The sequence below is a fragment of the Pseudomonas sp. SZ57 genome (assembly GCF_009495975.1).
GTDB classification, from domain to species: Bacteria; Pseudomonadota; Gammaproteobacteria; order Pseudomonadales; family Pseudomonadaceae; genus Aquipseudomonas; species Aquipseudomonas syringae.
Genome location: NZ_WIBD01000005.1, coordinates 167,664 through 187,400, shown reverse-complemented (window position 1 = coordinate 187,400; position 19,737 = coordinate 167,664). Strand labels below are relative to the sequence as shown.

Sequence of the window (19,737 nt, the reverse complement as noted above, 5' to 3'; positions counted from 1 at the left end):
TCACCCCAGATCAACCGGCTTCTTCAACTTCGGATTCGGGAAGAACTGCACACCCTGCACCTTCGGATCCGCCGGTTTGACCACCGCCTTGTTGACCCGCGTACCCAACTCCTTCGGTATCGAAATACCCTGCTCGTTGAGCGTATCGCTGTAGCCGCAACTCACGCACTCGCGATGCGGCACGTCGTTTTCGTTCCACATCATCAGTTTGTCAGGCTCGCTGCACGCCGGGCACACCGCCCCGGCGATAAAGCGTTTCTTGGTAATGACTACCGGTGTATCGGTCATGCTGCCGCGTCCTCACTCAAGCCACTGTGGCGCAACAATGCGTCAATCGACGGCTCGCGTCCGCGGAAGTCGACGAACAGCACCATCGGTGCCTGCGAACCGCCACGGGCCAGAATGGCTTCGCGGAAGGCGCGTCCGGTTTCAGCGTTGAGCACGCCATCTTCCTCGAATTTCGAGAACGCATCGGCGGACAGCACTTCAGCCCACTTGTAGCTGTAATAGCCGGCGGCGTAACCGCCTGCGAAGATGTGCGCGAAGCTGTTCGGGAAACGGTTGTAGGCAGGCGGACGCATCACCGAGACTTCATCACGAACGCCTTCCAGAACTTCAAGCACGCTGCGGCCGTCACCGTGAGTGGCGTGCAGCTCGAAATCGAACATCGAGAACTCCAGCTGACGCACCATCATCAGGCCGGACTGAAAGTTCTTGGCAGCGAGCATCTTCTCCAGCAGATCCTGCGGCAGTGGCTCGCCGGTTTCGTAATGACCGGAAATCAGCGCCAGGCCTTCAGGCTCCCAGCACCAGTTTTCCATGAACTGGCTCGGCAACTCGACGGCGTCCCAGGCCACGCCGTTGATACCGGATACACCGGCATGCTCGACGCGGGTCAGCAGGTGATGCAGGCCATGACCGAATTCGTGGAACAGCGTGGTCACTTCGTCGTGGGTCAGCAGCGCAGGCTTGCCGGCAACAGCAGGTGTGAAGTTGCACACCAGATTGGCCACCGGGCTTTGCAACGTGCCTTGCGCCGTACGGCGACGGTCACGCGCACCGTCCATCCAGGCACCACCACGCTTGTTGGCGCGGGCGTACAGATCGAAGAAGAAGCGCCCGACGTGCTGGCCGTTTTCCTTGATCTCGAACAGACGAACATCCGGATGCCAGGTGTCGAAGCCTTTCTGCTCGGCAATCTCGATGCCATACAGGCGCTGAACGATGGTGAACAGGCCGCCGAGCACCTTATCGACAGGGAAGTAGGCACGCAGGATTTCCTGGGAAACGCTGTAGCGCTGCTCACGCAGCTTCTCGCCGTAGAAACCGCTGTCCCAGCTTTGCAGATCCGGGCAGCCCTGTTCGGCGGCATAAGCCTTGAGCTGCTCCAGATCCTGGGCAGCAAAAGGCTTGCTGCGCTTGGCCAGATCACGCAGGAAGCTCAGCACCTGATCGCTGGACTCGGCCATCTTGGTCGCCAGGCTCAGCTCGGCGTAGTTGGCATAGCCGAGCAATTGCGCGAGTTCCTGACGCAGGTCGAGGATCTGCTCCATGACCGGCGTGTTGTCGTTCTTGCCCGCGTTCGGGCCTTGGTCCGACGCGCGGGTGGCATATGCCGCATAGACTTCTTCGCGCAGTGCGCGGTCTTCGGCGTAGGTCATCACCGCGTAGTAGCTCGGGAATTCTAGCGTGATCAGATAGCCTTCCAAATCCTTGGCCTTGGCCGCGGCGGCCATCTGCTGTTTGGCAGAATCGGTCAGGCCGGCGAGGGCGGACTCATCGGCGACCAGCTTGGTCCAGGCCTGAGTGGCATCGAGCAATTGGTTGGAAAACTGGCTGCCCAGCTCCGACAGCTTGCTCTGCACTTCGGCATAGCGCTTCTGCTGCTCGGGCGGCAGATCGATACCGGACAGGCGGAAGTCACGCAGCGATTGCTCCAGAATGGTCTTCTGGCCAACGTCGAAACTGGCGGCCTCGGGGCCATTGGCCAGGGCTTCATAGGCCTGGAACAGCGCGCGGTTCTGGCCCATCTCGGTGGAGTAGGCACTCAAGGCCGGCAGGCACGATTCATACGCTTCGCGCAGTTCGGCGCTGTTGCACACGGCATTGAGGTGGCTGACGGGGCTCCAGGCAGCGCCCAGGCGGTCGTTCAGCTCGTCCATGGTCAGCACCAGCCCGGCCCAGGTCGGTGTCGAACCCTGTTTGGCGAGGATGTCGGCAATCGCGGCACGGTTATCCGCCAGGATCTGTTCGATAGCAGGTTTGACATGCTCGGCACGAATCGCCGAAAAGGGTGGCAGGTCGTACGATTGCAGAAGAGGGTTGTTCGCGCTCACGGTTTTGCACCTTGCCTTGAAGAAACACTCAGCCATCTTAATTACAATCGACGCCGACCGCAGCAACCAAACCCGCTCTACACGCCTATCACTGCCAAAGAAGGAGCCTATCGTGGCCATTCGCAAGTTTCAGGAGCACACCCCAGCCCTCGGCGAACGGGCCTTTGTCGATCATTCAGCGGTGGTAATCGGTGACGTCGAAATCGGCGCCGACAGCTCCGTCTGGCCGCTGACCGTGGTGCGCGGCGACATGCACCGCATCCGCATCGGCGCCCGCACCAGCGTGCAGGACGGCAGCGTGCTGCACATCACCCACGCCGGCCCCTTCAACCCGGACGGTTTTCCGCTGCTGATCGGCGATGAAGTGACCATCGGCCACAAGGCCATGCTGCACGGCTGCACAATCGGCAATCGCATCCTGGTCGGCATGGGCACCACCATCATGGATGGCGCGGTCGTCGAAGACGAAGTGATCATCGGCGCCGGCAGCCTGGTGCCGCCGGGCAAAGTGCTGGAAAGCGGCTTTCTGTACGTCGGTCGCCCGGTCAAACAGGTGCGCGCACTCACCGAAAAGGAAATCGCCTTCTTCCCGTACAGCGCGACTAATTACGTGAAGCTCAAGGATCAGCACCTGGCTGAGGGGTTTGATAAGGGTTGAGGCCCGCTATTAATACTGCGCTCTGCACTCAATCGGCCTTCAATTCTGGCCGAAGGCCGTAGGAGCGAGCCGGGGCGACGCTTCGCTTGTTCGCGCAGACCGCGGTTCAAACGCCCTTTGTGTGGGCGCTGTACCGACCTCTTCGCGAGCAAGCTCGCTCCCACAGGAGCTTCAAGGCATCAACGCCCGCAGCGCCGCCTTGCGCGCCTCGACCGGCATCGCGCCCAACGTCTCCACAGCGCGATAAAACGCCTGCCAGTCGCCATTCACCTGCCTGAACAACGCCTCGAACGCTGGCACCCATTGATCGTAAAGACCAAAAGGCAGCAGCTTGGCGTTGTTCATCGGGCTGTTGATCCAGGCATCGAAACGCTTGTCGCCAGCCCACTGCTCATCCCGCAACGCGCGGTAGTCACGGCGCATCCGCTCGAATGCTTCAGCCTTGCGCGCGCGCATCACCTCGGCCGACAGCGGCTGACGATAAAGCGCCTTGAGTCGCTCCCGGGTGTCGAGCACCAACCGGGTAAACTGATCACGCCGCGCCGACTGCGAAACACTCTCCGGCGGTAATCCCCGCGCCGCACGCCATTGCCGCGTACCTTCCTGCTCGACGAAACTGGCGTAGGACTCGTTGAACTCCGTGTCGTCCTTCACGTAAAAACGCTGATGCGCCAATTCATGAAAAATCAGCGTGGCCAGACGCTCGTCACCCCAGCCCATCATCGAACTGAGAATCGGATCATTGAACCAACCCAGCGTCGAATAGGCTTCCACGCCACTCAAATACACATCCTTGCCCGCCTGCCGCTGCAACGCCGCCTCGCCACGCGCCCCGCCAGGGCTGTAATAACCGCGATACGCGACACACCCGGCAATCGGAAAACAATGCGTGACCGGCTCCAGCGAGAACTCATCCGTCGCGAACACATTCCACACCACATAAGGGCGGCCCAGATCCGCATACAGGCGGTAACTCTTGTTGTCCGGCAGATGCAAATGCTCACTGGCAAACGTGCGCGCCAACTGCGACCGGGCCAGATGCTCGCGCAAACCCGCATCCCGAGTCGGATCAGCCACGATCTTCTCCACCGGCTCGCGCGCCTGCAGCAACTGCCACTGCCCTTGAGCCAACTGGCCGTAGTAGGAAACGCTGGAGCAGCCGGCAAGCAGCGTGGCGGCCGTCAGCGCTAGGAGGTGGTGAAGGCGTGGCAGAGGGTGTGTGGCCATGAAGGGAAGGGCTTTGGTGGCTTGGAGAAAGTGATGTTATGCCGGACGGGTGTGGCAGGCTATGCTCAATCCACAAAATCCGGAACCACCCACATGATGCGCTTCACGACACTGCCGATCGCACTTGTACTCGCCACCCTCGCCGGATGCGCCGGTCCCTTGCCTGCCGTCAATCCGGACATGGCGTGGGTCGACATGCGCACCATCACCGGCCAGTTGATCATGGGCGACAAGCTCGATGGCAAGAACACTTACGACGGGCGCTACTTTCAGGTCACGCCGGGCAGCCATGAGTTGCAGGTGCGTTATGACTATGAGTACCGCTCGGGCGGCATGGGGATGATCGGCGATGAGTACACCGAGATCACCTGTTACGTCAGTGTTCGTTACGACCACTTCGCTGCCGGGCAGCGCTATGTGCTGGAGGTACGCTCACTGGCGAACAGTGTCGATGCCTGGCTTTACGATGCAGAGCGCAAGGTGGTGGCCGAGGAGGAAGAAGAGGGCGGGGTGCACTGCATCTGATCAGCGTCCGTTGAGCTGATAGATAATCTTTTTCGTACCGTTGTCGCAACTGCCGACGATCATGCTTGGATCGGTGGCTTCTTCGTTGCTCACGATTTCCAGCGTGTAGGACGTGACGTTGTTGGCCTGAATCTTGGCTTCGATTTCAGCCTTGAGCTCTTCGCAGGACTTCGGTGCCGCAAAGGCGCTGGTTGCCAGCAGGGTGCAGGTCGCTGCCAGAATAAAACGTTTCATGCTCGACTCCTGATCATAATCAAACCATGCGTCAACCAACGCATGACCGATGAAGCAAGCCAGCTTTATACAGCAGATACAGGAGCGCACAAGGCGCCCCCGCAAGGCTGGCTGTGAATCAGCTCAGCAATGTCGCGTCCAGGGTGATCTTAGCGTTCAGTACCTTGGAAACAGGGCAGCCTTCTTTGGCCTTTTTGGTCAGTTCGTCGAACTGATCCTGGGTGGCGCCTGGCACTTTGGCCTTGAGGGTCAAATGCACAGCGCTGATCGCGAAACCGCCTTCTACCTGATCCAGCGACACCTCAGCCTGAGTATCGATGCTTTCAGCCTTGAGGCCTGCGTCTCCGAGGATCATGGACAAGGCCATGGAGAAACAGCCTGCGTGGGCTGCACCGATCAGTTCTTCCGGGTTGGTGCCTTTGCCGCCTTCAAAACGTGCCTTGAAGCCGTAAGGTGCTTCGCGCAACACGCCGGTTTCCGTGGAGATGCTGCCGATACCGCTTTTCAGATCACCTTCCCAGTGGGCGGATGCTTTCTTGACGATGCTCATAGTGGCTCCTTTTGGAATGAATTTGGATCGTTGCTGTTACAGCATTCTGAGGATAGACGGCTCTGGAAAGTTCAACCGTCGGAAAGACCTACCATTTCAGTAGGTTTTTCTACACTGCCCCATTGAAAAGCCGGACTTGCGCCCGCACTGCTGTTTCATCGTGGGCAGCTCCAGCAGCCGGCCCATCACAATTCGAGGAGCTCCCCCGGCCTATGAAACGTCTGGCAGATGTAAAAATTTCCACCCTTGATCTGGTGCCCGTGCGCCATGACAAAGGGCCCGCCGAATCGCTGCGCAACTCGCTCAACCTCGCCCAGCATGTCGAAAAGCTCGGTTACAACCGCTTCTGGGTGGCCGAACACCACAACATGGACGGCATCGCCAGTTCAGCGACCGCGGTGCTGCTCGCCTACCTGGCAGGCGGCACGTCGACCATTCGTGTCGGGGCGGGCGGGATCATGCTGCCTAACCACGCGCCGCTGGTGATTGCCGAGCAGTTCGGCACCCTGGCCAGCCTGTATCCAGGTCGCATCGACCTGGGACTGGGCCGCGCACCGGGCTCCGACCAGATGACTGCGCGTGCCTTGCGCCGCGAGCGCTCCGGCAGTGCCGATGATTTTCCGGATGATGTCACCGAGCTGATGGAATATTTGGGCCCGCGCACGCCTGATCAAAAAGTGATCGCCGTACCCGGTTCAAACACCAACGTGCCGATCTGGCTGCTCGGCTCGAGCCTGTTCAGCGCCCAGCTGGCAGGCATGCGCGGCTTGCCGTATGCCTTCGCCTCGCACTTTGCGCCGCGTTACATGCACGAGGCGATTCGCGTGTATCGCAATCACTTCCAGCCATCGGAAGTGCTCGACAAGCCTTACGTAATGCTCGGCGTGCCCCTGTCGGCAGCCGACACGGACGAGCATGCCGAATACCTGGCGACATCGGTCTATCAGCGCATTCTGGCGCTGATGCGTGGGCACAGCCTGATGCAGCGTCCGCCTGTCGAATCGATGGACGGTCTGTGGTTGCCACACGAGCGTGAGGCCGTAGCAAGCTTCCTCGGGCTGGCGATGGTGGGTGGCCCGGACAAGATCCGCGCCAAACTGGATGTGCTGCTCGAGCAGACCGACGCTGATGAGTTGATCTTCACCTGCGACATGTACGAGCACGAGGATCGACTGCGCTCATACGAGATCCTCGCGCAGGTCGCACACGGCTAAGCGATTTTCCGAATCGGGAAAAGCAGCCACAAACAGAATCGCCCCGGACTGGATGACAGTCCGGGGCGATTCTGTTCGTGAAACCTGCAAACGGGATTAACCGGGCAAACCGGCCTGAGCCGAGCCCGGTTGGCAATCAACCGCGCTTGTAAACGATTTCCTTGGTGCCGCCTTCGCAGGTGCCGACCACTTCCTTGCCGGCCTCTGCGCTGCCTTTCTCGACCACTTCCAGCGTGTAGGACGTTACGCCCTTCGCCTGGAGTCTTGCATCGAGTTCACTTTTCAACTCTTCACATGGCTTGCCTGCCGCGAGGGCAGTGCCTGCAATGCTCAGCAAGCCTACAGCCAACAAAAACTTCTTCATGGGTAATCCCTCTCGTCCGGCCAAATGAAGACGCCATTGGAACAGGCGCCCATTGAAATCCCCACGCCCACACAGCGAACGCGTGGCCACATCTGCGTGTAGCGCAAGTTATGGCAATGGGCCAGCCGAAAGGTTCAGATCACCCTCAGCTGTTGGTGATGCGGAAGCCCACTTTCAACGTCACCTGGAAGTGCGCGACTTTGCCGTTTTCGATATGGCCGCGGGTCTCGGTCACTTCGAACCATTCCATCAGATCGAGGCTTTTGCTGGCTTCAGCCAGGGCATTGTTGATGGCGTCTTCGATGGTGGTCGTGGAAGAGCCTACGATTTCAACTTTCTTGTACGTGTGATGATCCGACATGGCAGTTCTCCTGAGGTCTGAAAAAGACGCGATATAGCGCGCGCTCCCTGCTTCTGTCAGGGGAAGGCGCGCAAAAGTTCAGACCTTTGCAAAAATCCCATCGCACTTTCCAAAAAGCCCGGAGTCCGAAACAACACGCCCACTCATCATTGCAGGAGAAACACCATGGCTACTACGTCACTTCGCAAAGCCTCGTTGCAGAGTATGGAAGCTGAAATCGAGAGCCTCCTGAAGTCCCTCGAGGGCCTGAAAGCCGATGCTACCGACGAGTCGCGCAAGACTCTGAAGAATCTGAAAGCCAACGCTGAAAGCGCGCTGAGCCACTCGCGCAGCCTGCTCAGCGATGTCTACGAAGACGTCAAAGAGAAAACCCGCGAAAACGCACTGGCAACCCGTGACTACGCTCAGGAACACCCTTGGACCACCGCTGGCGTTGCGGTAGGTGCCATCGGCCTGATCGCTGCCTACATGCTGTTCAAGCGCGGTAACTGATCAGTTTCTGATCGGTTCCCCGGACCGCTTCAGCTCATTTTTTAACCACTGAGCAAGCTGCTGCGCCCGTCCATCGGCCGCACGTCTGGGTACCCAAAGCGCCAGCTGCGCCGGGGTTTCACTGAATCCCCAAGGCGCAGCCAGGCGACCGGCTTTCAGGTCATCGATGACCAGAGGTTCCGGCGCAATCGCGATGCCAAGGCCCGCCACGGCCGCCTCCAGCAAATAATACAAATGCTCGAAACCCTGCCCGTAACGCAATGACTGCGGGTCGATACCGTTCTGCTGCGCCCAGCTTGGCCACGCCTGCGGACGCGATGTGGTTTGCAGCAATGATTCTTCCAGCAGCGCCTCGACAGGTGCATCGCACAGCCGCTCGAATCGCGCGAAGCGTGGGCTCAACACCGGTCCGATCCGCTCGCTTGCCAGTTCGAATACCTGCATGTCTGCCGGCCACGGCGGCTCGGCAAAGATCAGCAGGGCATCAAGCCCTGGCCGACGCGGGTCAAGATCACCTTCGCCTGCCGACAAGTGCAGACGCAGGTCCGGCAGCTCGGCATTCAGGCGGCTCAAGCGCGGGATAAACCAGCGCGCCAGCAGGCTGCCCGAGCACCCCAGCACGAACGGCGCATCTGCGCTGCCCTTGCTCAGCTCTGCGCACACGCCGCGCAGCCGGTCGAACGCCTCGCCGCTGACATCGCGTAGACGAATACCTGCATCTGTGAGTTTCAAGCCTCGTCCGTCCTTGCTGAACAGGCTTACACCCAGGTGCTCTTCAAGCACTTTCAATTGGCGACTGACAGCGCCATGTGTGACGTTCAGCTGTTCCGCCGCCTGACTGACACTGCCAAGCCGGGCAGTGCTTTCGAAGGCGCGCAATGCATTGAGGGGAGGGAGGTCGCGGCTCATGATCTGTGAGTTTTCCTGACAGGTTGCAGCGATCTTATCGGTTTTCATCCGGCCTTGCGCTGGTTAAAGTGGACCCATTGCCAATACGGCTCAACCTATTCGCCCAATACTGCAACTGGAGCACTTCATGACCCAGACCAATTTCCGCAGCGGCCCCGACGCCAACGGCCTGTTCGGCTCATTCGGCGGCCGCTACGTGGCTGAAACCCTGATGCCGCTGGTGCTCGACCTCAACCGCGAGTACGAAGCGGCCAAGGTAGATCCGGAATTCATCAAGGAAATGGCCTACTTCCAGCGCGATTACGTGGGCCGTCCGAACCCGCTGTACTTCGCTGAACGCCTGACCGAGTTCTGCGGCGGCGCGAAGATCTACTTCAAGCGCGAAGAGCTCAATCACACCGGCGCGCACAAGATCAACAACTGCATCGGCCAAGTGCTGCTGGCCAAGCGCATGGGCAAAAAACGCCTGATCGCCGAAACCGGCGCCGGCATGCACGGCGTTGCCACTGCTACCGTTGCTGCACGTTTCGGCCTGCCTTGTGTGATCTACATGGGTGCTACCGACATCGAGCGTCAGCAGGCCAACGTGTTCCGCATGAGGCTGCTGGGCGCTGAAATCGTTCCGGTCACTTCCGGCACCGGCACCCTGAAAGATGCGATGAACGAAGCGCTGCGTGACTGGGTGACCAACGTTGAAGACACCTTCTACCTGATCGGCACCGTTGCAGGACCGCACCCTTACCCGGCGATGGTCCGTGATTTCCAGGCCATCATCGGCAAGGAAACCAAAGAGCAGATGCTGGAGAAGGAAGGTCGCCTGCCGGACAGCCTGGTCGCCTGTGTCGGTGGCGGTTCCAACGCCATGGGCCTGTTCCATCCGTTCCTGGATGACGCCAGCGTGGAAATCATCGGCGTTGAAGCGGGCGGTCATGGCGTCAGCACCGACAAGCACGCGGCCAGCCTGAACGGCGGCGTACCGGGCGTGCTGCACGGCAACCGTACCTACCTGCTGCAGGACGGCGACGGACAAATCACCGATGCGCACTCGATCTCTGCCGGCCTGGACTATCCAGGCATCGGCCCGGAACACGCATTCCTGCACGAAGTGAAGCGCGTCGAATACGTCAGCATTACCGATGATGAAGCGCTGGACGCTTTCCATCAGTGCTGCCTGCTCGAAGGCATCATCCCGGCGCTGGAAACCGCTCACGCCCTGGCCGAAGCCATGAAGCGCGCGACCAACCTGCGCGATGACCACCTGATGGTCGTGTGCCTGTCCGGGCGCGGTGACAAAGACATGCAAACCGTCATGAACCACATGGCCGCCGCCGAACACACTCAGGAGCAGCTGGTATGAGCCGTCTAGAACATCGTTTCGCCCAGCTTAAAACCGAAGGTCGTGCGGCGCTGGTCACCTTCATCACCGCCGGTGACCCTGGCTACGACACGTCGCTGAAAGTCCTGAAAGGATTGCCTGCTGCAGGTGCTGACGTGATCGAGCTGGGTATGCCGTTCACCGATCCGATGGCCGACGGCGTGGCGATTCAGCTGGCGACGCTGCGTGCTCTGGACGCTGGCCAGACCCTGCAGAAAACTCTGCAGATGGTCAGCGAGTTCCGTGTCGACGATCAAACCACACCGATTGTGCTGATGGGTTACTACAACCCGATCCACCGCTTTGGCGTCGAAGCCTTCGTGGCGCAGGCAAAAGAAGCAGGCGTTGACGGTCTGATCATCGTTGACCTGCCACCCGAGCACGACGCCGAGCTGGCGACGCCTGCACAGGCATCCGGCATCGACTTCATCCGTCTGACCACGCCGACCACCGACGATGCGCGTCTGCCGCGTGTGCTGGAGCGCAGCTCCGGGTTCGTCTACTACGTGTCGGTTGCCGGTGTGACCGGTGCTGGCTCGGCCACCACCGAGCACGTCACTGAGGCCATCGCTCGCTTGCGCCGCCACACCGACCTGCCGATCAGCGTCGGTTTCGGTATCCGCACCCCCGAGCAGGCCGCGGCGATTGCGCGTCTGGCAGACGGCGTGGTCGTGGGCTCGGCCTTCGTCGACAAGATCGCCAGCGCCGAGTCGCCGGAGCACGCCATCGACGGCGTACTGACGCTGTGCGCGGCACTGGCCGAGGGCGTACGTAGCGCTCGTTGCTGAGGGTAAAGTTTCTGATACAGAGGAATCAAAGCCTGAGCGGCGGCTCTATGTAGCAAGACACAAGGGGTTCATGACCAACGTCATGAACCCCTTTTTGCTGCATCGCGTGAAGCCGAGGAAGCACCATGAAACTGCCAAACCGTTTTATCACCGGACTGGGTATCTTGATGATTAGCGCCAGTCCGCTGCTGCAAGCTGCACCACCTGATCAGCGTGGTGATGGCCCGGACGACAACCGTGGCGTTCAACAGCCGGGGCCGCAGAACAATGGCGGGCATAACGAGCGTGGCAATGACCGTGGACCGGGCAATGACAATGGCAGGGGTCCCGACAAAGGCCCGGCCAACCCGCCAGGCAGACAGGCGCATCAGGACAACCGCGGCGGCAACCGCCCACCGCAGGATTTCGGCCCGGTACGCGAGACCTTCCAGCAACACCGCGACGTCATCGGCCGGGGCCAGCCACTGCCGCCGGGCGTACACATCGCCAAGGGCCGTCCGTTGCCACCTGGTTACGGCAAACGCCTGGACAGCCGCTCGCTGCAATACCTGCCACAGTATGACGGCTACGAATGGCGCCGCCTGGGCACCGACGTCGTGCTGATCGCCGTGGGTTCGGGGGTTGTGTACGCGATTCTGGATGGTGTGTTGAATTGATGGGGTGCTGAGGTCCTTGAATGCGCGGCGACGCGCAAACGTGTGACACGGAGCGTCACGCAAGGCATTCCTCATCGTTATACACAAGTCCGCTTTTGATTCTGGCCGAAGGCCGTGGAAGCGAACCGGGCGACGCTTCGCTCCCACGCCCTTCGGGCAGAAGCCTGAAAGCGCTGCATTCCCGGCTCTGTGTATAAAAGTGAGCACTACAGCGTGGTAGCGCCGCTCCGGAGGGTCTGCATCCGTCCCTGAAGGCGCGGCTCAGCTCAACCCTGCTTCTGGTTAACCCGCGCCAAAAACGTCATCAGCGCCCCTGACACAAAATCCGGATTTTCCAGATTGGCGATATGCCCTGCCTCAGGCACCAGCACGTAAGGGCAGCCGATCAGGTTCGCCATTTCACGCGTCTCCTCGGGCGGGCGCGGAATGTCTGCATCACCACACATCACCAGCGTGGTGTCGGCATTCAGCTGTTCGATCAACCCGAGCCGGTCATCACGACCGAAAATCATTCTTCCCAGCGGTACCACGGACTGACGCAACTGCTCGGCATTCATGCCAGCAAGCGCTGCACGAAACGACGTGTACACAGGCGACTGCGGATCAATCCCGGGACGGAAGAAGATCGGTACGACAATATCCAGCAGCGGCTCAGGAAAGCTCCCAACTTCTTCCAGCTTGTCGAGCAACGAAAAATAGTAGGCTTTCTTGGCCTCGGTCTCTTTGCCCAGATAGGTGTCCATCAGCACCAGCCCGGTGATGCGCTCTGGCGCGAGCAGTGCAGCGATTGCGCCCCACATACCGCCAACCGACAGCCCGACGATGCTGCAACGCTCGATATTCAAATGATCCAGCAGCGCCAGCGCATGCCGCGCCAGGTCATCGAGATTGCGAGTGCCCTCAGGAAACCCGCTGGAATCGCCATGACCCCACAGATCCGGCACGATCACCCGATACTGGCTGGCCAGCGTATCAATCTGCGCACTCCACATCGCCTTGTCCCAGAGATAGCTGTGACCGAGCAATACCACCGGGCCGGTGCCTTGGTCGGAATAGTGAAGTGTCTTACCGTCGATGAGTAGATCCGGCATTTCTGATGATCCTCTATTCTGGTCTTTCAGCATTCGATTCAAGCCGCCCGTAGCAGGCGAATTATCATGTTGAAGCGTATGCATGACCATCTTGTGGAAGTTTGCGCTGTAACGGACCTAGCGGTCATTTTTCAGCGGAGCTATCTTACATCGATCTTTTCAACGATGGATGCGCTAGTAACCGCAGAAGGAAAATGGCCAGGAAGCTGGCTATCAGCCAGCCAGCGAGCTCAAATTCAGAGGCCTGACCGCGCCCATCCAGATGGCATGATCGGTATGGTCGCGCAGCTCATCGCCCGTCAGAGGATGCAGAAACACCACCAGCCCATCGCGATTCAGCGCGAGCCACAACGTAACGTCAGCCAACTGCTCATGCCCGAACGCCAACTGACAACTCCAGTCCGGATGCGGCCCAACCAGCTTTTGATGGACGCGCCCCATCTGCACGGCAAATTTCTCGGTCGCGGCTTCGCACAACGCTCGCGCCTGATCGAGGGTTTGGGCGTTGAAATAGATGTGAGCGTGGTAGCCGTGGATGTCTTGCATTGCTTTAGAGGCTCCTTTCTCGGCTGAAGGCCTGACTGATGCGGGTGTGTCGTCAGCCTTGATCATTTTTTCTCGTGTGTAGACCGATAGTAGGTCCTGCATGATGGTGGAGAAAGCCTCATAGCCGTCTTACGTGTGAAATCTCACAGCATCGAGCGGCTCCAAAACGACGCTCTTTGCCAATAAAATACACGCTGCACCGCAGACAGCCTCGAGCTCAAACAATACAAGCTTGCCGGTGCGAACGAGGTCCAGTTCTGTAAAAAGCCAGCGCTGTTTAAGTCGTCTGATTGAGGATCGCGTCCTTTCATCAGGAAAAACAAACAATGTGCAGCTTCGATTTCTTGATCGTTACTGACATCGAGAAAATTTACGCGGTCGACAATATTCAAAACCCTCATACCATTCAGGCTAAAATCATCGACACCCTTAGCAATTATTTTGATAACGCTTTTTGCCTTGCCACGGACTTGTCACGTGTATGCGAATTTCTTTTTCGGTTGAAAATACATGAATCGAATCAATCGTAGCCTCTACTAAAATATCCCATAGACTCATAACATCTCCTTTCGCTCAAAGCGGGGGCTGCTAAGAAAATTGACATCCCCCACCCATCGCTCATATTGAAAAATTATCGAAGTAGCTATATATCCGTCTGATTTTTATCTTTCCATACATCACCGCTTGCCTCATGGAACCGGTAACCAAAGGGCAAGGCTAAAAACTTCACAAGGTCAGGACGATGCTCTGCCACATGGTGTGCGTGAACCGTCTTTAGCGTTTGTGTATCGCCGTTATACCGGTCTGTGGTTATCCACCAGCCAGACATATGCTCGGGCGACGGATAACGAACGCCCTCAACGGCGTCGCCCTCGAACACACCATCAGAAATGACTATCAGCTGATCGTGAAGTGGGACGGAATGCTTGACGCACATTTTTGCGCATATCGCATGCTGCTCGACCCATATTTTTAGAGTAGTCGTAATTCCAAGCACATAGTCGCCTGTTAAAGGAACTTGCTCAAAGAACATTAGCTCCTGACAATCATTGAGCTGGATTTTTGTTATCCATGAGCCATAGCCTAAAGTTTCATTTGGTAAAATTTCATATTCCGTTTCGAGATAGCGGGCAACTGCCTCAACAAGCTCAATTGCAAGCACCTCTAAATCCTCACCATAAATCTGAACATTTATTTCGTAACCGCACTTTCGTAGAAGTCCATCGGTTTTTAGTACCAGTCCATATCGACGTATACAAGAATTCATCTTCACCGACTATTCCTCTAGACGCGGCGTAGAAACTCGTAACCCATTTGCGGCTAGCAAAACAGAGCTTGTACATAGAGATACAAGCCCATGTCTCTTAAACCAAGACGTGCTAATCCCATATGACCAGAGGAAATCCTGGTCTCAAAAGCTCCATAGCCTCCGGGCCATGAAAACCATTCGGACTCATATCAACTCTAATTTTTGCTGAGCCTTCAAAAACCAGCTCAATCTCTTGCTCGCTTTCTGAAAAATCTATTAGCTTTTTCCCCCGTAGACCTTCCACTGTCGAGCCAAGAATACAATATGAGTTATTTATATTTAATATAACGTCTTCAGCAAAGAAAATCTGAATATAGTCATGCACTCTACACGCGGTCAAAACATTACTTCCAATGATGCTGGCAAGTACGCTCATCATAATACTCCATTATTCAATCGGGAAATGATTTTTGGAGTGCGACAAAGTCCGTCCCGTGTAAGGATCGACGCCTTGACCCATTTTATTAGTATACTTAATATAACCATTTTTATAACCTGGGCTCTTACCTATTGGACGTGTCGGATTCATGAGGCGCAACACACTAACTTGACCATTATCACCACCTTTACCATTAATAAAAGCAGAACCTGTGATATTTCCTGCACGATTCATATTAGGCGATGGGCCCGTCGCCCCCTTGGGTACAGGAAAAACAGTACCATTCGGTGATATCAAGAAGTCAGGAGCTGCGGATGATGTAGCGGTGTCGACATGCGGACGTATATCGGATGCCCTTTCCAGCCCTCGTGCTCCCTGAATGGCCAAACCTGCTGCTCCAGGTACCATGGGAATCGCAGCGAGTACCCCATCTGCAGCGATACCGACACCATCTAAGGCAGCAGCACCATAATTCCCCTCTTTTACATTCTGATGAAAACTGGCCATCCCCACCGCTAAGCTCATCGTCTCGATAATGAGGTCAGCGTACAAACCGCTAGGATCAGAAAACTTATATGGATTATTATTTGCATAAGCATATCGATTAAAGCTATGCAGATTACTTTCCTGAAAGTCGACCGGATCAGCACCCATGAAGCGACCGAGCAGGGGATCGTAATACCGTGCCCCCATGTAAGAAAGGCCGGTATTATCGTCAAATACTTTTCCATGAAAACCGACCTTGTTGCTACTGACTGGACTCGTTTGGTTTAGTTTTTCTCCATACGGTTTATAACTTTCCTTCCAGAGTAGATTGCCAGTTTCATCGGTCGCAACCATAGGGCTGCCGGATATATCATTATGAAAATAGGTAACGGTATTTGCCGAAGCGGCATGAGTCACCACGAGTGCCAGCATCGCGACACTGACTTTGCGAAATAGCTTTTTTATAATTTGCATGGTTCGGTTTCCTTGACACCCGATCATGGGCTTACCTGCTGTGCAATGCGCTGGTCACCCAAATAGAAATACTCGGTTAGCTTGTCTCCCTCGAGTTCCATCCGTAACCTTCCATCGGCATCTTGCATCTCGTATATTTTGTTGCCCGCAGAACTGACGGAACTGCGTTGATTCAAACCATCGTACTGATATTCAACTTTTTTGTCGGGACTCGCGCAGTTAACGCATACAAGATTGGGAACATTATTATAAAGGTAAGCGTTGTCAGCACTACTGCTGACGTTGCCATAAGCATCGTAGTTTATACTATCAATGCGCGGTCCATCGACAGAAGTCAGGCGGTTTTGTATATCGTAGTTATAGTTCAGGCTTGAATCGCCAAACGTTTTTTGGGTCAAGTTTCCTACACCGTCGTAGGCGAGGGTTCCTCCCCCCCAGAAACCATCAGCACTCACCAAACGATCAAGGCTGTCGTAAGCAAGGGTACGGTCCATGCTGTTGTCCACGCCGTCCCTGATGGTCAACAAGTTACCCGCACCATCATAGTCGTACATGCTTTTCAGGTAATCGACTCCAGCGGGTGAGGTAATGTTGAAAGAAGCTGGCCAGAGACGACTATTTTGTTCGTAACTGACCGCCGCACCGTTGGCATAGATGACCTGTTTAATCATACCGTTCAGCCAATAAGCAATATTGCTAACGTAGCCCGATACCATTGTGGGCCTGCCTAATACGTCTGGCGCATATTCAACTATGCGACCAGACGGATTATAAGTGAGGCTTTTCAGCCGATCATTTTCATCGTAGCCATAAGAAAGCTCAAACAGCTTACCTTCAATAGAAAGGCTTTCCGTTATGACGAACCCTGCAGGATTGTATGTAAAGCTTCGAATACCCGTACTGCTGTCCGCTATTAGCAGATGATTTTGTTTATCATAAGTATTTTTGATAGCGGGAGTGCCTTGCGCATAATCGATTGCAGTTTGTCGATTCTGCCCGTCGTATGTGTACGTTGTAACATCTGACTGCCCCACCTGCTTTGAAGTCATATTGCCTGCAATGTCTCGACCGTAGACGGTGTCTCCCGTTTCGGGATTGCTGACCGAGATCAAATAACCATTTGCGTTATAGCCGTAATGGCGTGTGAAATTGCCTTGTGTAACCGACGTCACTTGTTCGCGACCATTTCGAGTCAAGGTTATACTGGCTGCCGGATCCGACGGCTGAAATGACATCAGAGACAATTTTTCGGGGTCGCCATAGCCACGATAGTTATAAGTAGTGGAATTGCCTCGTTCGTCAGTTATGACTTTGTGGGCAAAACCGTAGGCAGTGCTCTGGTAGGTACCGTCCGCATGGGTGATCCGAATGACGCGACCCAGCGCATCATACTGATAACTGGTTCCCATACTTGAGTTAGGGTCTGAAGTAAACGTTACGCGGCCATAGGCATCGTACGCATAGGTGGTTGTTATATCACCTCTAACAATACTGGAGACACGACCAGACAGATCATATTGAGCTATCTCGGACAGATTGCCGCGCAGATTTGTCTTGCTGGTGGGTGTGTATATTATTTTTTGACCAGCGCCTTGCGGCGGAGTGATAGAGGTTACGCGATTCAACCTGTCGTATTCGTAGTGTGTTGTGTGGCCTTCACCGTTGGTCTCAGAGGTAACATTGCCAGCGTCGTCGACTGCACGCGAAATAGTAATACCCTCTGGCTGAACCTCAGTTTGCGGAGTACCGAGTTTATAATTCATGTAGCTGTAATGACGATCACCCGGGCGAATTTGCGTCGCTTGATTACCTTGAGCATCGTAGGTATACGCAGTCGCAACACCATCGCGATTGTAATTGATTAGCTTACCGTTCTCATCGTAGATACGATGTACAGAACTATCAGGTGACATCTGATCTATAGGGCGACCTATTATCCATTTATCAGTATTATTATACCAAGTCAGCGTGGTAGTTCGACCATCACTATTAGGACCTGTTTCAGTCAATATTCCAGGATTGCCATAAGCATCGTAGTTAGAGTAGTGACTACTGTAGGTTGCGCCATCACGGACAAAAGTTCGCTCTTGAAGGTCAGCTGCCCAGATTGTATCGTCCGTGACTACACCGAGTTCAAACACATATTCTCTTCCATGCGAAATAAACCGTTGCTGCCACTTGTATGTTTCATAACTCCCGTCCGGTCGGGTAATTTTAACCGGACTTCCTATACTCCACACGGTATTATTTATAGTGTTTCCATCTGTAGCAATACTGTATCCAGGGCCAATAAACTCATGGAGGGTTGTGCCATCCGGCCCGGTGATAACTGTACTATCGTATTGTCCAATATTTCCACGATTATAGGCATAAGCCCAGTGATTTCCGGCTGCATCAACTTTGCGGCTTATACGCTCGAAACGCGACCAGACAAAGCCTCCACCAAGGCGGCCTTCTAGATCCACATATGAGTATTCATATGTCGTTTTTCCACCGCTGGGCTGCTCAATCGATATAAGTTTGCGAGCGGCGGCTCTTTGATCATTCGCATAACTTTCATTGGAAACTGCTATCTGAAACCATTCTCCAGGGTGATAGGCATACTTCCAGACTTCTCCAGTAGGTCCAGTTACCTGAGACAGGGCCTGAGAGTTCAGATGGTCTTTCGCGGTGTATCCATACTGAACCATGCGCTGATTATTATCGACCAGCGAAAGAAGGCGGCCTGTCGCAGGGTCGTAATTAAAATCAACAGCTCTGCCGTCACTGGACGTTATCCTAGATAAAAGCATATCGGACTTTTCGCAGTTGGCGGCGTCTTCAAGGTTGGTTTGAAGACAGTGGTCAATATAAACACTCCCTGAAATTGGAACGCTTAAAGGGGGGCCAAATTGAGTATAGTCGTAAGCAATCCAGTTACCATTAAGGTCAGTTGCCTTTTTTGTCAGAAAAATAGATTCTGTAAAATCTGGATCTTCCATAGGAAACGATGTAACTGAAGCACTAAATTTCATATCTACATCGGCACGCCCCATGTCATACCTAATTCCAGATGGCGACGTTAGCGTAAGCACCATTGAATCGCAACGTAAACGCCAATTTGATTTGGTTCTGTCTTCATAAGGTGCAACACGATAAAATTTTTCGCTACTACCATCCGGAAGTCTTAAATTAAATCGGGCACTGGGACGTTCACCTTGATTGTTACACAACTGAAAAGTTGAGTTCATGTAATAGTTAGGTGTCCCGCTACGATCACGAAGATGATAATTGGTGGCATGATAAATCTTCGGCGCTGCCGCAATTGTCCAACCGGGTCCTAAAGCGGTCCATTCCGTACTTTGCCTATATGGCGCAGCAAGCCCGGCGGTTAAACGCTGTAGGTCGTAGCTTCGATGAATATTGATATCCATGCCTGCCGTCCCAGGAATACTTAAATCAATATGACTGACTTTGAGATTCCCGGACCAAGGGTCAACGCTGTCAACCGCATTAGAAACCAGACCACGATTTTTCTTCGGTGCTAAATCATACGGCGTAGGCTCTAACTCTTCAGAATGTCCAAGCTGACTTCCCAATAGCGCGCCAAACAGCAAAACTCTCATAATATTGTTTTTCTTTTTTCCAAGCACGTTAAATCCATCCATTATCTTAAATAGTAAAAAGCAAAGCTCATAGCAGCCTTCCACAGCCTTATTGATTTGATATAGATTTTTGGGCCTATGATCACTCGCTGCATGCCATAAACTGGTCAGTATTGATA

21 protein-coding genes and 1 pseudogene are annotated in these 19,737 nt (G+C 55.3%); 7 read left to right on the top strand and 15 right to left on the bottom strand.

From position 1 onward, the window contains the following. Nucleotides 1-288: a YheV family putative zinc ribbon protein gene (locus tag GE543_RS09050; protein ID WP_003340062.1), complete on the bottom strand. Its 288-nt coding sequence runs from the start codon at nt 286-288 to the stop codon at nt 1-3. Continuing rightward, nucleotides 285-2,372, bottom strand: coding sequence for an oligopeptidase A (gene prlC / locus GE543_RS09045; protein WP_153221253.1), 2,088 nt, complete (start codon nt 2,370-2,372; stop codon nt 285-287). The genes GE543_RS09050 and prlC overlap by 4 nt, the downstream gene beginning before the upstream one ends. Before the next feature lie 76 nt (nt 2,373-2,448). On the opposite strand from prlC, the gene GE543_RS09040 reads away from it, so the two are divergent. After that, entirely contained in the window at nt 2,449-2,994 is a 546-nt protein-coding gene (locus GE543_RS09040; RefSeq protein WP_003401536.1) for a gamma carbonic anhydrase family protein, read from the top strand. A 171-nt stretch (nt 2,995-3,165) separates the two neighbouring features. On the opposite strand, the gene GE543_RS09035 is transcribed toward GE543_RS09040, so the two are convergent. Beyond that, the gene (locus tag GE543_RS09035) at nt 3,166-4,221 is read right to left on the bottom strand and encodes an aminopeptidase (RefSeq protein ID WP_153221252.1); all 1,056 of its coding nucleotides are present in this window, start codon (nt 4,219-4,221) and stop codon (nt 3,166-3,168) included. Between the two features lie 159 nt (nt 4,222-4,380). Between GE543_RS09035 and GE543_RS09030 the strand changes: the two genes are divergently transcribed. Beyond that, on the top strand, nt 4,381-4,746 hold the full coding sequence (locus GE543_RS09030; protein WP_004408777.1) for a hypothetical protein: 366 nt from the start codon (nt 4,381-4,383) through the stop codon (nt 4,744-4,746). Here GE543_RS09030 and GE543_RS09025 read toward each other — a convergent pair whose 3' ends face one another. Further along, nucleotides 4,747-4,980, bottom strand: a complete 234-nt coding sequence (locus tag GE543_RS09025; protein ID WP_153221250.1) for a DUF1161 domain-containing protein — start codon at nt 4,978-4,980, stop codon at nt 4,747-4,749. 118 nt (nt 4,981-5,098) lie between these two features. Next, nucleotides 5,099-5,530 (bottom strand): OsmC family protein, encoded by a 432-nt coding sequence (locus GE543_RS09020; protein WP_029571825.1) that lies wholly within the window; start codon nt 5,528-5,530, stop codon nt 5,099-5,101. 212 nt (nt 5,531-5,742) lie between these two features. On the opposite strand from GE543_RS09020, the gene GE543_RS09015 reads away from it, so the two are divergent. After that, entirely contained in the window at nt 5,743-6,744 is a 1,002-nt protein-coding gene (locus tag GE543_RS09015) for an LLM class flavin-dependent oxidoreductase (protein ID WP_153221249.1), read from the top strand. 136 nt (nt 6,745-6,880) lie between these two features. Here the strand turns inward: GE543_RS09015 and GE543_RS09010 are convergent, their stop codons facing one another. Together GE543_RS09010 and GE543_RS09005 are read right to left on the bottom strand one after the other, a co-directional pair. Next, the gene (locus GE543_RS09010; RefSeq protein ID WP_153221248.1) at nt 6,881-7,108 is read right to left on the bottom strand and encodes a DUF1161 domain-containing protein; all 228 of its coding nucleotides are present in this window, start codon (nt 7,106-7,108) and stop codon (nt 6,881-6,883) included. Between the two features lie 145 nt (nt 7,109-7,253). After that, nucleotides 7,254-7,469, bottom strand: coding sequence for a dodecin (locus GE543_RS09005; RefSeq protein ID WP_003318455.1), 216 nt, complete (start codon nt 7,467-7,469; stop codon nt 7,254-7,256). Between the two features lie 165 nt (nt 7,470-7,634). Here GE543_RS09005 and GE543_RS09000 point away from each other — a divergent pair, with 165 nt between their 5' ends. After that, nucleotides 7,635-7,961: a YqjD family protein gene (locus GE543_RS09000; protein ID WP_003318456.1), complete on the top strand. Its 327-nt coding sequence runs from the start codon at nt 7,635-7,637 to the stop codon at nt 7,959-7,961. Here GE543_RS09000 and GE543_RS08995 read toward each other — a convergent pair whose 3' ends face one another. Beyond that, nucleotides 7,962-8,918: a LysR family transcriptional regulator gene (locus tag GE543_RS08995; RefSeq protein WP_153221247.1), complete on the bottom strand. Its 957-nt coding sequence runs from the start codon at nt 8,916-8,918 to the stop codon at nt 7,962-7,964. A gap of 79 nt (nt 8,919-8,997) precedes the next feature. On the opposite strand from GE543_RS08995, the gene trpB reads away from it, so the two are divergent. From trpB to GE543_RS08980, 3 genes are all read left to right on the top strand, one after another. Then, complete coding sequence (trpB, locus tag GE543_RS08990; RefSeq protein WP_003318458.1) at nt 8,998-10,227, top strand: tryptophan synthase subunit beta; 1,230 nt, start codon at nt 8,998-9,000, stop codon at nt 10,225-10,227. Next, nucleotides 10,224-11,033 carry a tryptophan synthase subunit alpha gene (gene trpA / locus GE543_RS08985; RefSeq protein WP_153221246.1) on the top strand — a complete coding sequence of 270 codons (810 nt, stop codon included), beginning with the start codon at nt 10,224-10,226 and terminating at the stop codon, nt 11,031-11,033. The genes trpB and trpA overlap by 4 nt, the downstream gene beginning before the upstream one ends. A gap of 125 nt (nt 11,034-11,158) precedes the next feature. Continuing rightward, nucleotides 11,159-11,689: an anti-virulence regulator CigR family protein gene (locus tag GE543_RS08980; protein WP_153221245.1), complete on the top strand. Its 531-nt coding sequence runs from the start codon at nt 11,159-11,161 to the stop codon at nt 11,687-11,689. 266 nt (nt 11,690-11,955) lie between these two features. On the opposite strand, the gene GE543_RS08975 is transcribed toward GE543_RS08980, so the two are convergent. The 7 genes and pseudogenes from GE543_RS08975 to GE543_RS27790 all read right to left on the bottom strand — a co-directional run bounded on the left by GE543_RS08975 (nt 11,956) and on the right by GE543_RS27790 (nt 19,606). Beyond that, the gene (locus GE543_RS08975) at nt 11,956-12,780 is read right to left on the bottom strand and encodes an alpha/beta fold hydrolase (RefSeq protein ID WP_153221244.1); all 825 of its coding nucleotides are present in this window, start codon (nt 12,778-12,780) and stop codon (nt 11,956-11,958) included. Nucleotides 12,781-12,993: 213 nt separating this feature from the next. Then, nucleotides 12,994-13,326, bottom strand: coding sequence for a DOPA 4,5-dioxygenase family protein (locus tag GE543_RS08970; RefSeq protein ID WP_024649837.1), 333 nt, complete (start codon nt 13,324-13,326; stop codon nt 12,994-12,996). A gap of 129 nt (nt 13,327-13,455) precedes the next feature. Beyond that, nucleotides 13,456-13,884 (bottom strand): annotated as a pseudogene (locus GE543_RS27095) (hypothetical protein). Nucleotides 13,885-13,969: 85 nt separating this feature from the next. Further along, the gene (locus tag GE543_RS08965) at nt 13,970-14,593 is read right to left on the bottom strand and encodes a hypothetical protein (protein WP_153221292.1); all 624 of its coding nucleotides are present in this window, start codon (nt 14,591-14,593) and stop codon (nt 13,970-13,972) included. Between the two features lie 112 nt (nt 14,594-14,705). Continuing rightward, nucleotides 14,706-15,011, bottom strand: a complete 306-nt coding sequence (locus tag GE543_RS08960) for a hypothetical protein (protein WP_046271081.1) — start codon at nt 15,009-15,011, stop codon at nt 14,706-14,708. Between the two features lie 12 nt (nt 15,012-15,023). Further along, nucleotides 15,024-15,974 (bottom strand): RHS repeat domain-containing protein, encoded by a 951-nt coding sequence (locus tag GE543_RS08955; protein ID WP_153221243.1) that lies wholly within the window; start codon nt 15,972-15,974, stop codon nt 15,024-15,026. 23 nt (nt 15,975-15,997) lie between these two features. Then, the gene (locus GE543_RS27790; RefSeq protein ID WP_371927127.1) at nt 15,998-19,606 is read right to left on the bottom strand and encodes a hypothetical protein; all 3,609 of its coding nucleotides are present in this window, start codon (nt 19,604-19,606) and stop codon (nt 15,998-16,000) included. Nucleotides 19,607-19,737: the final 131 nt, after the last annotated feature.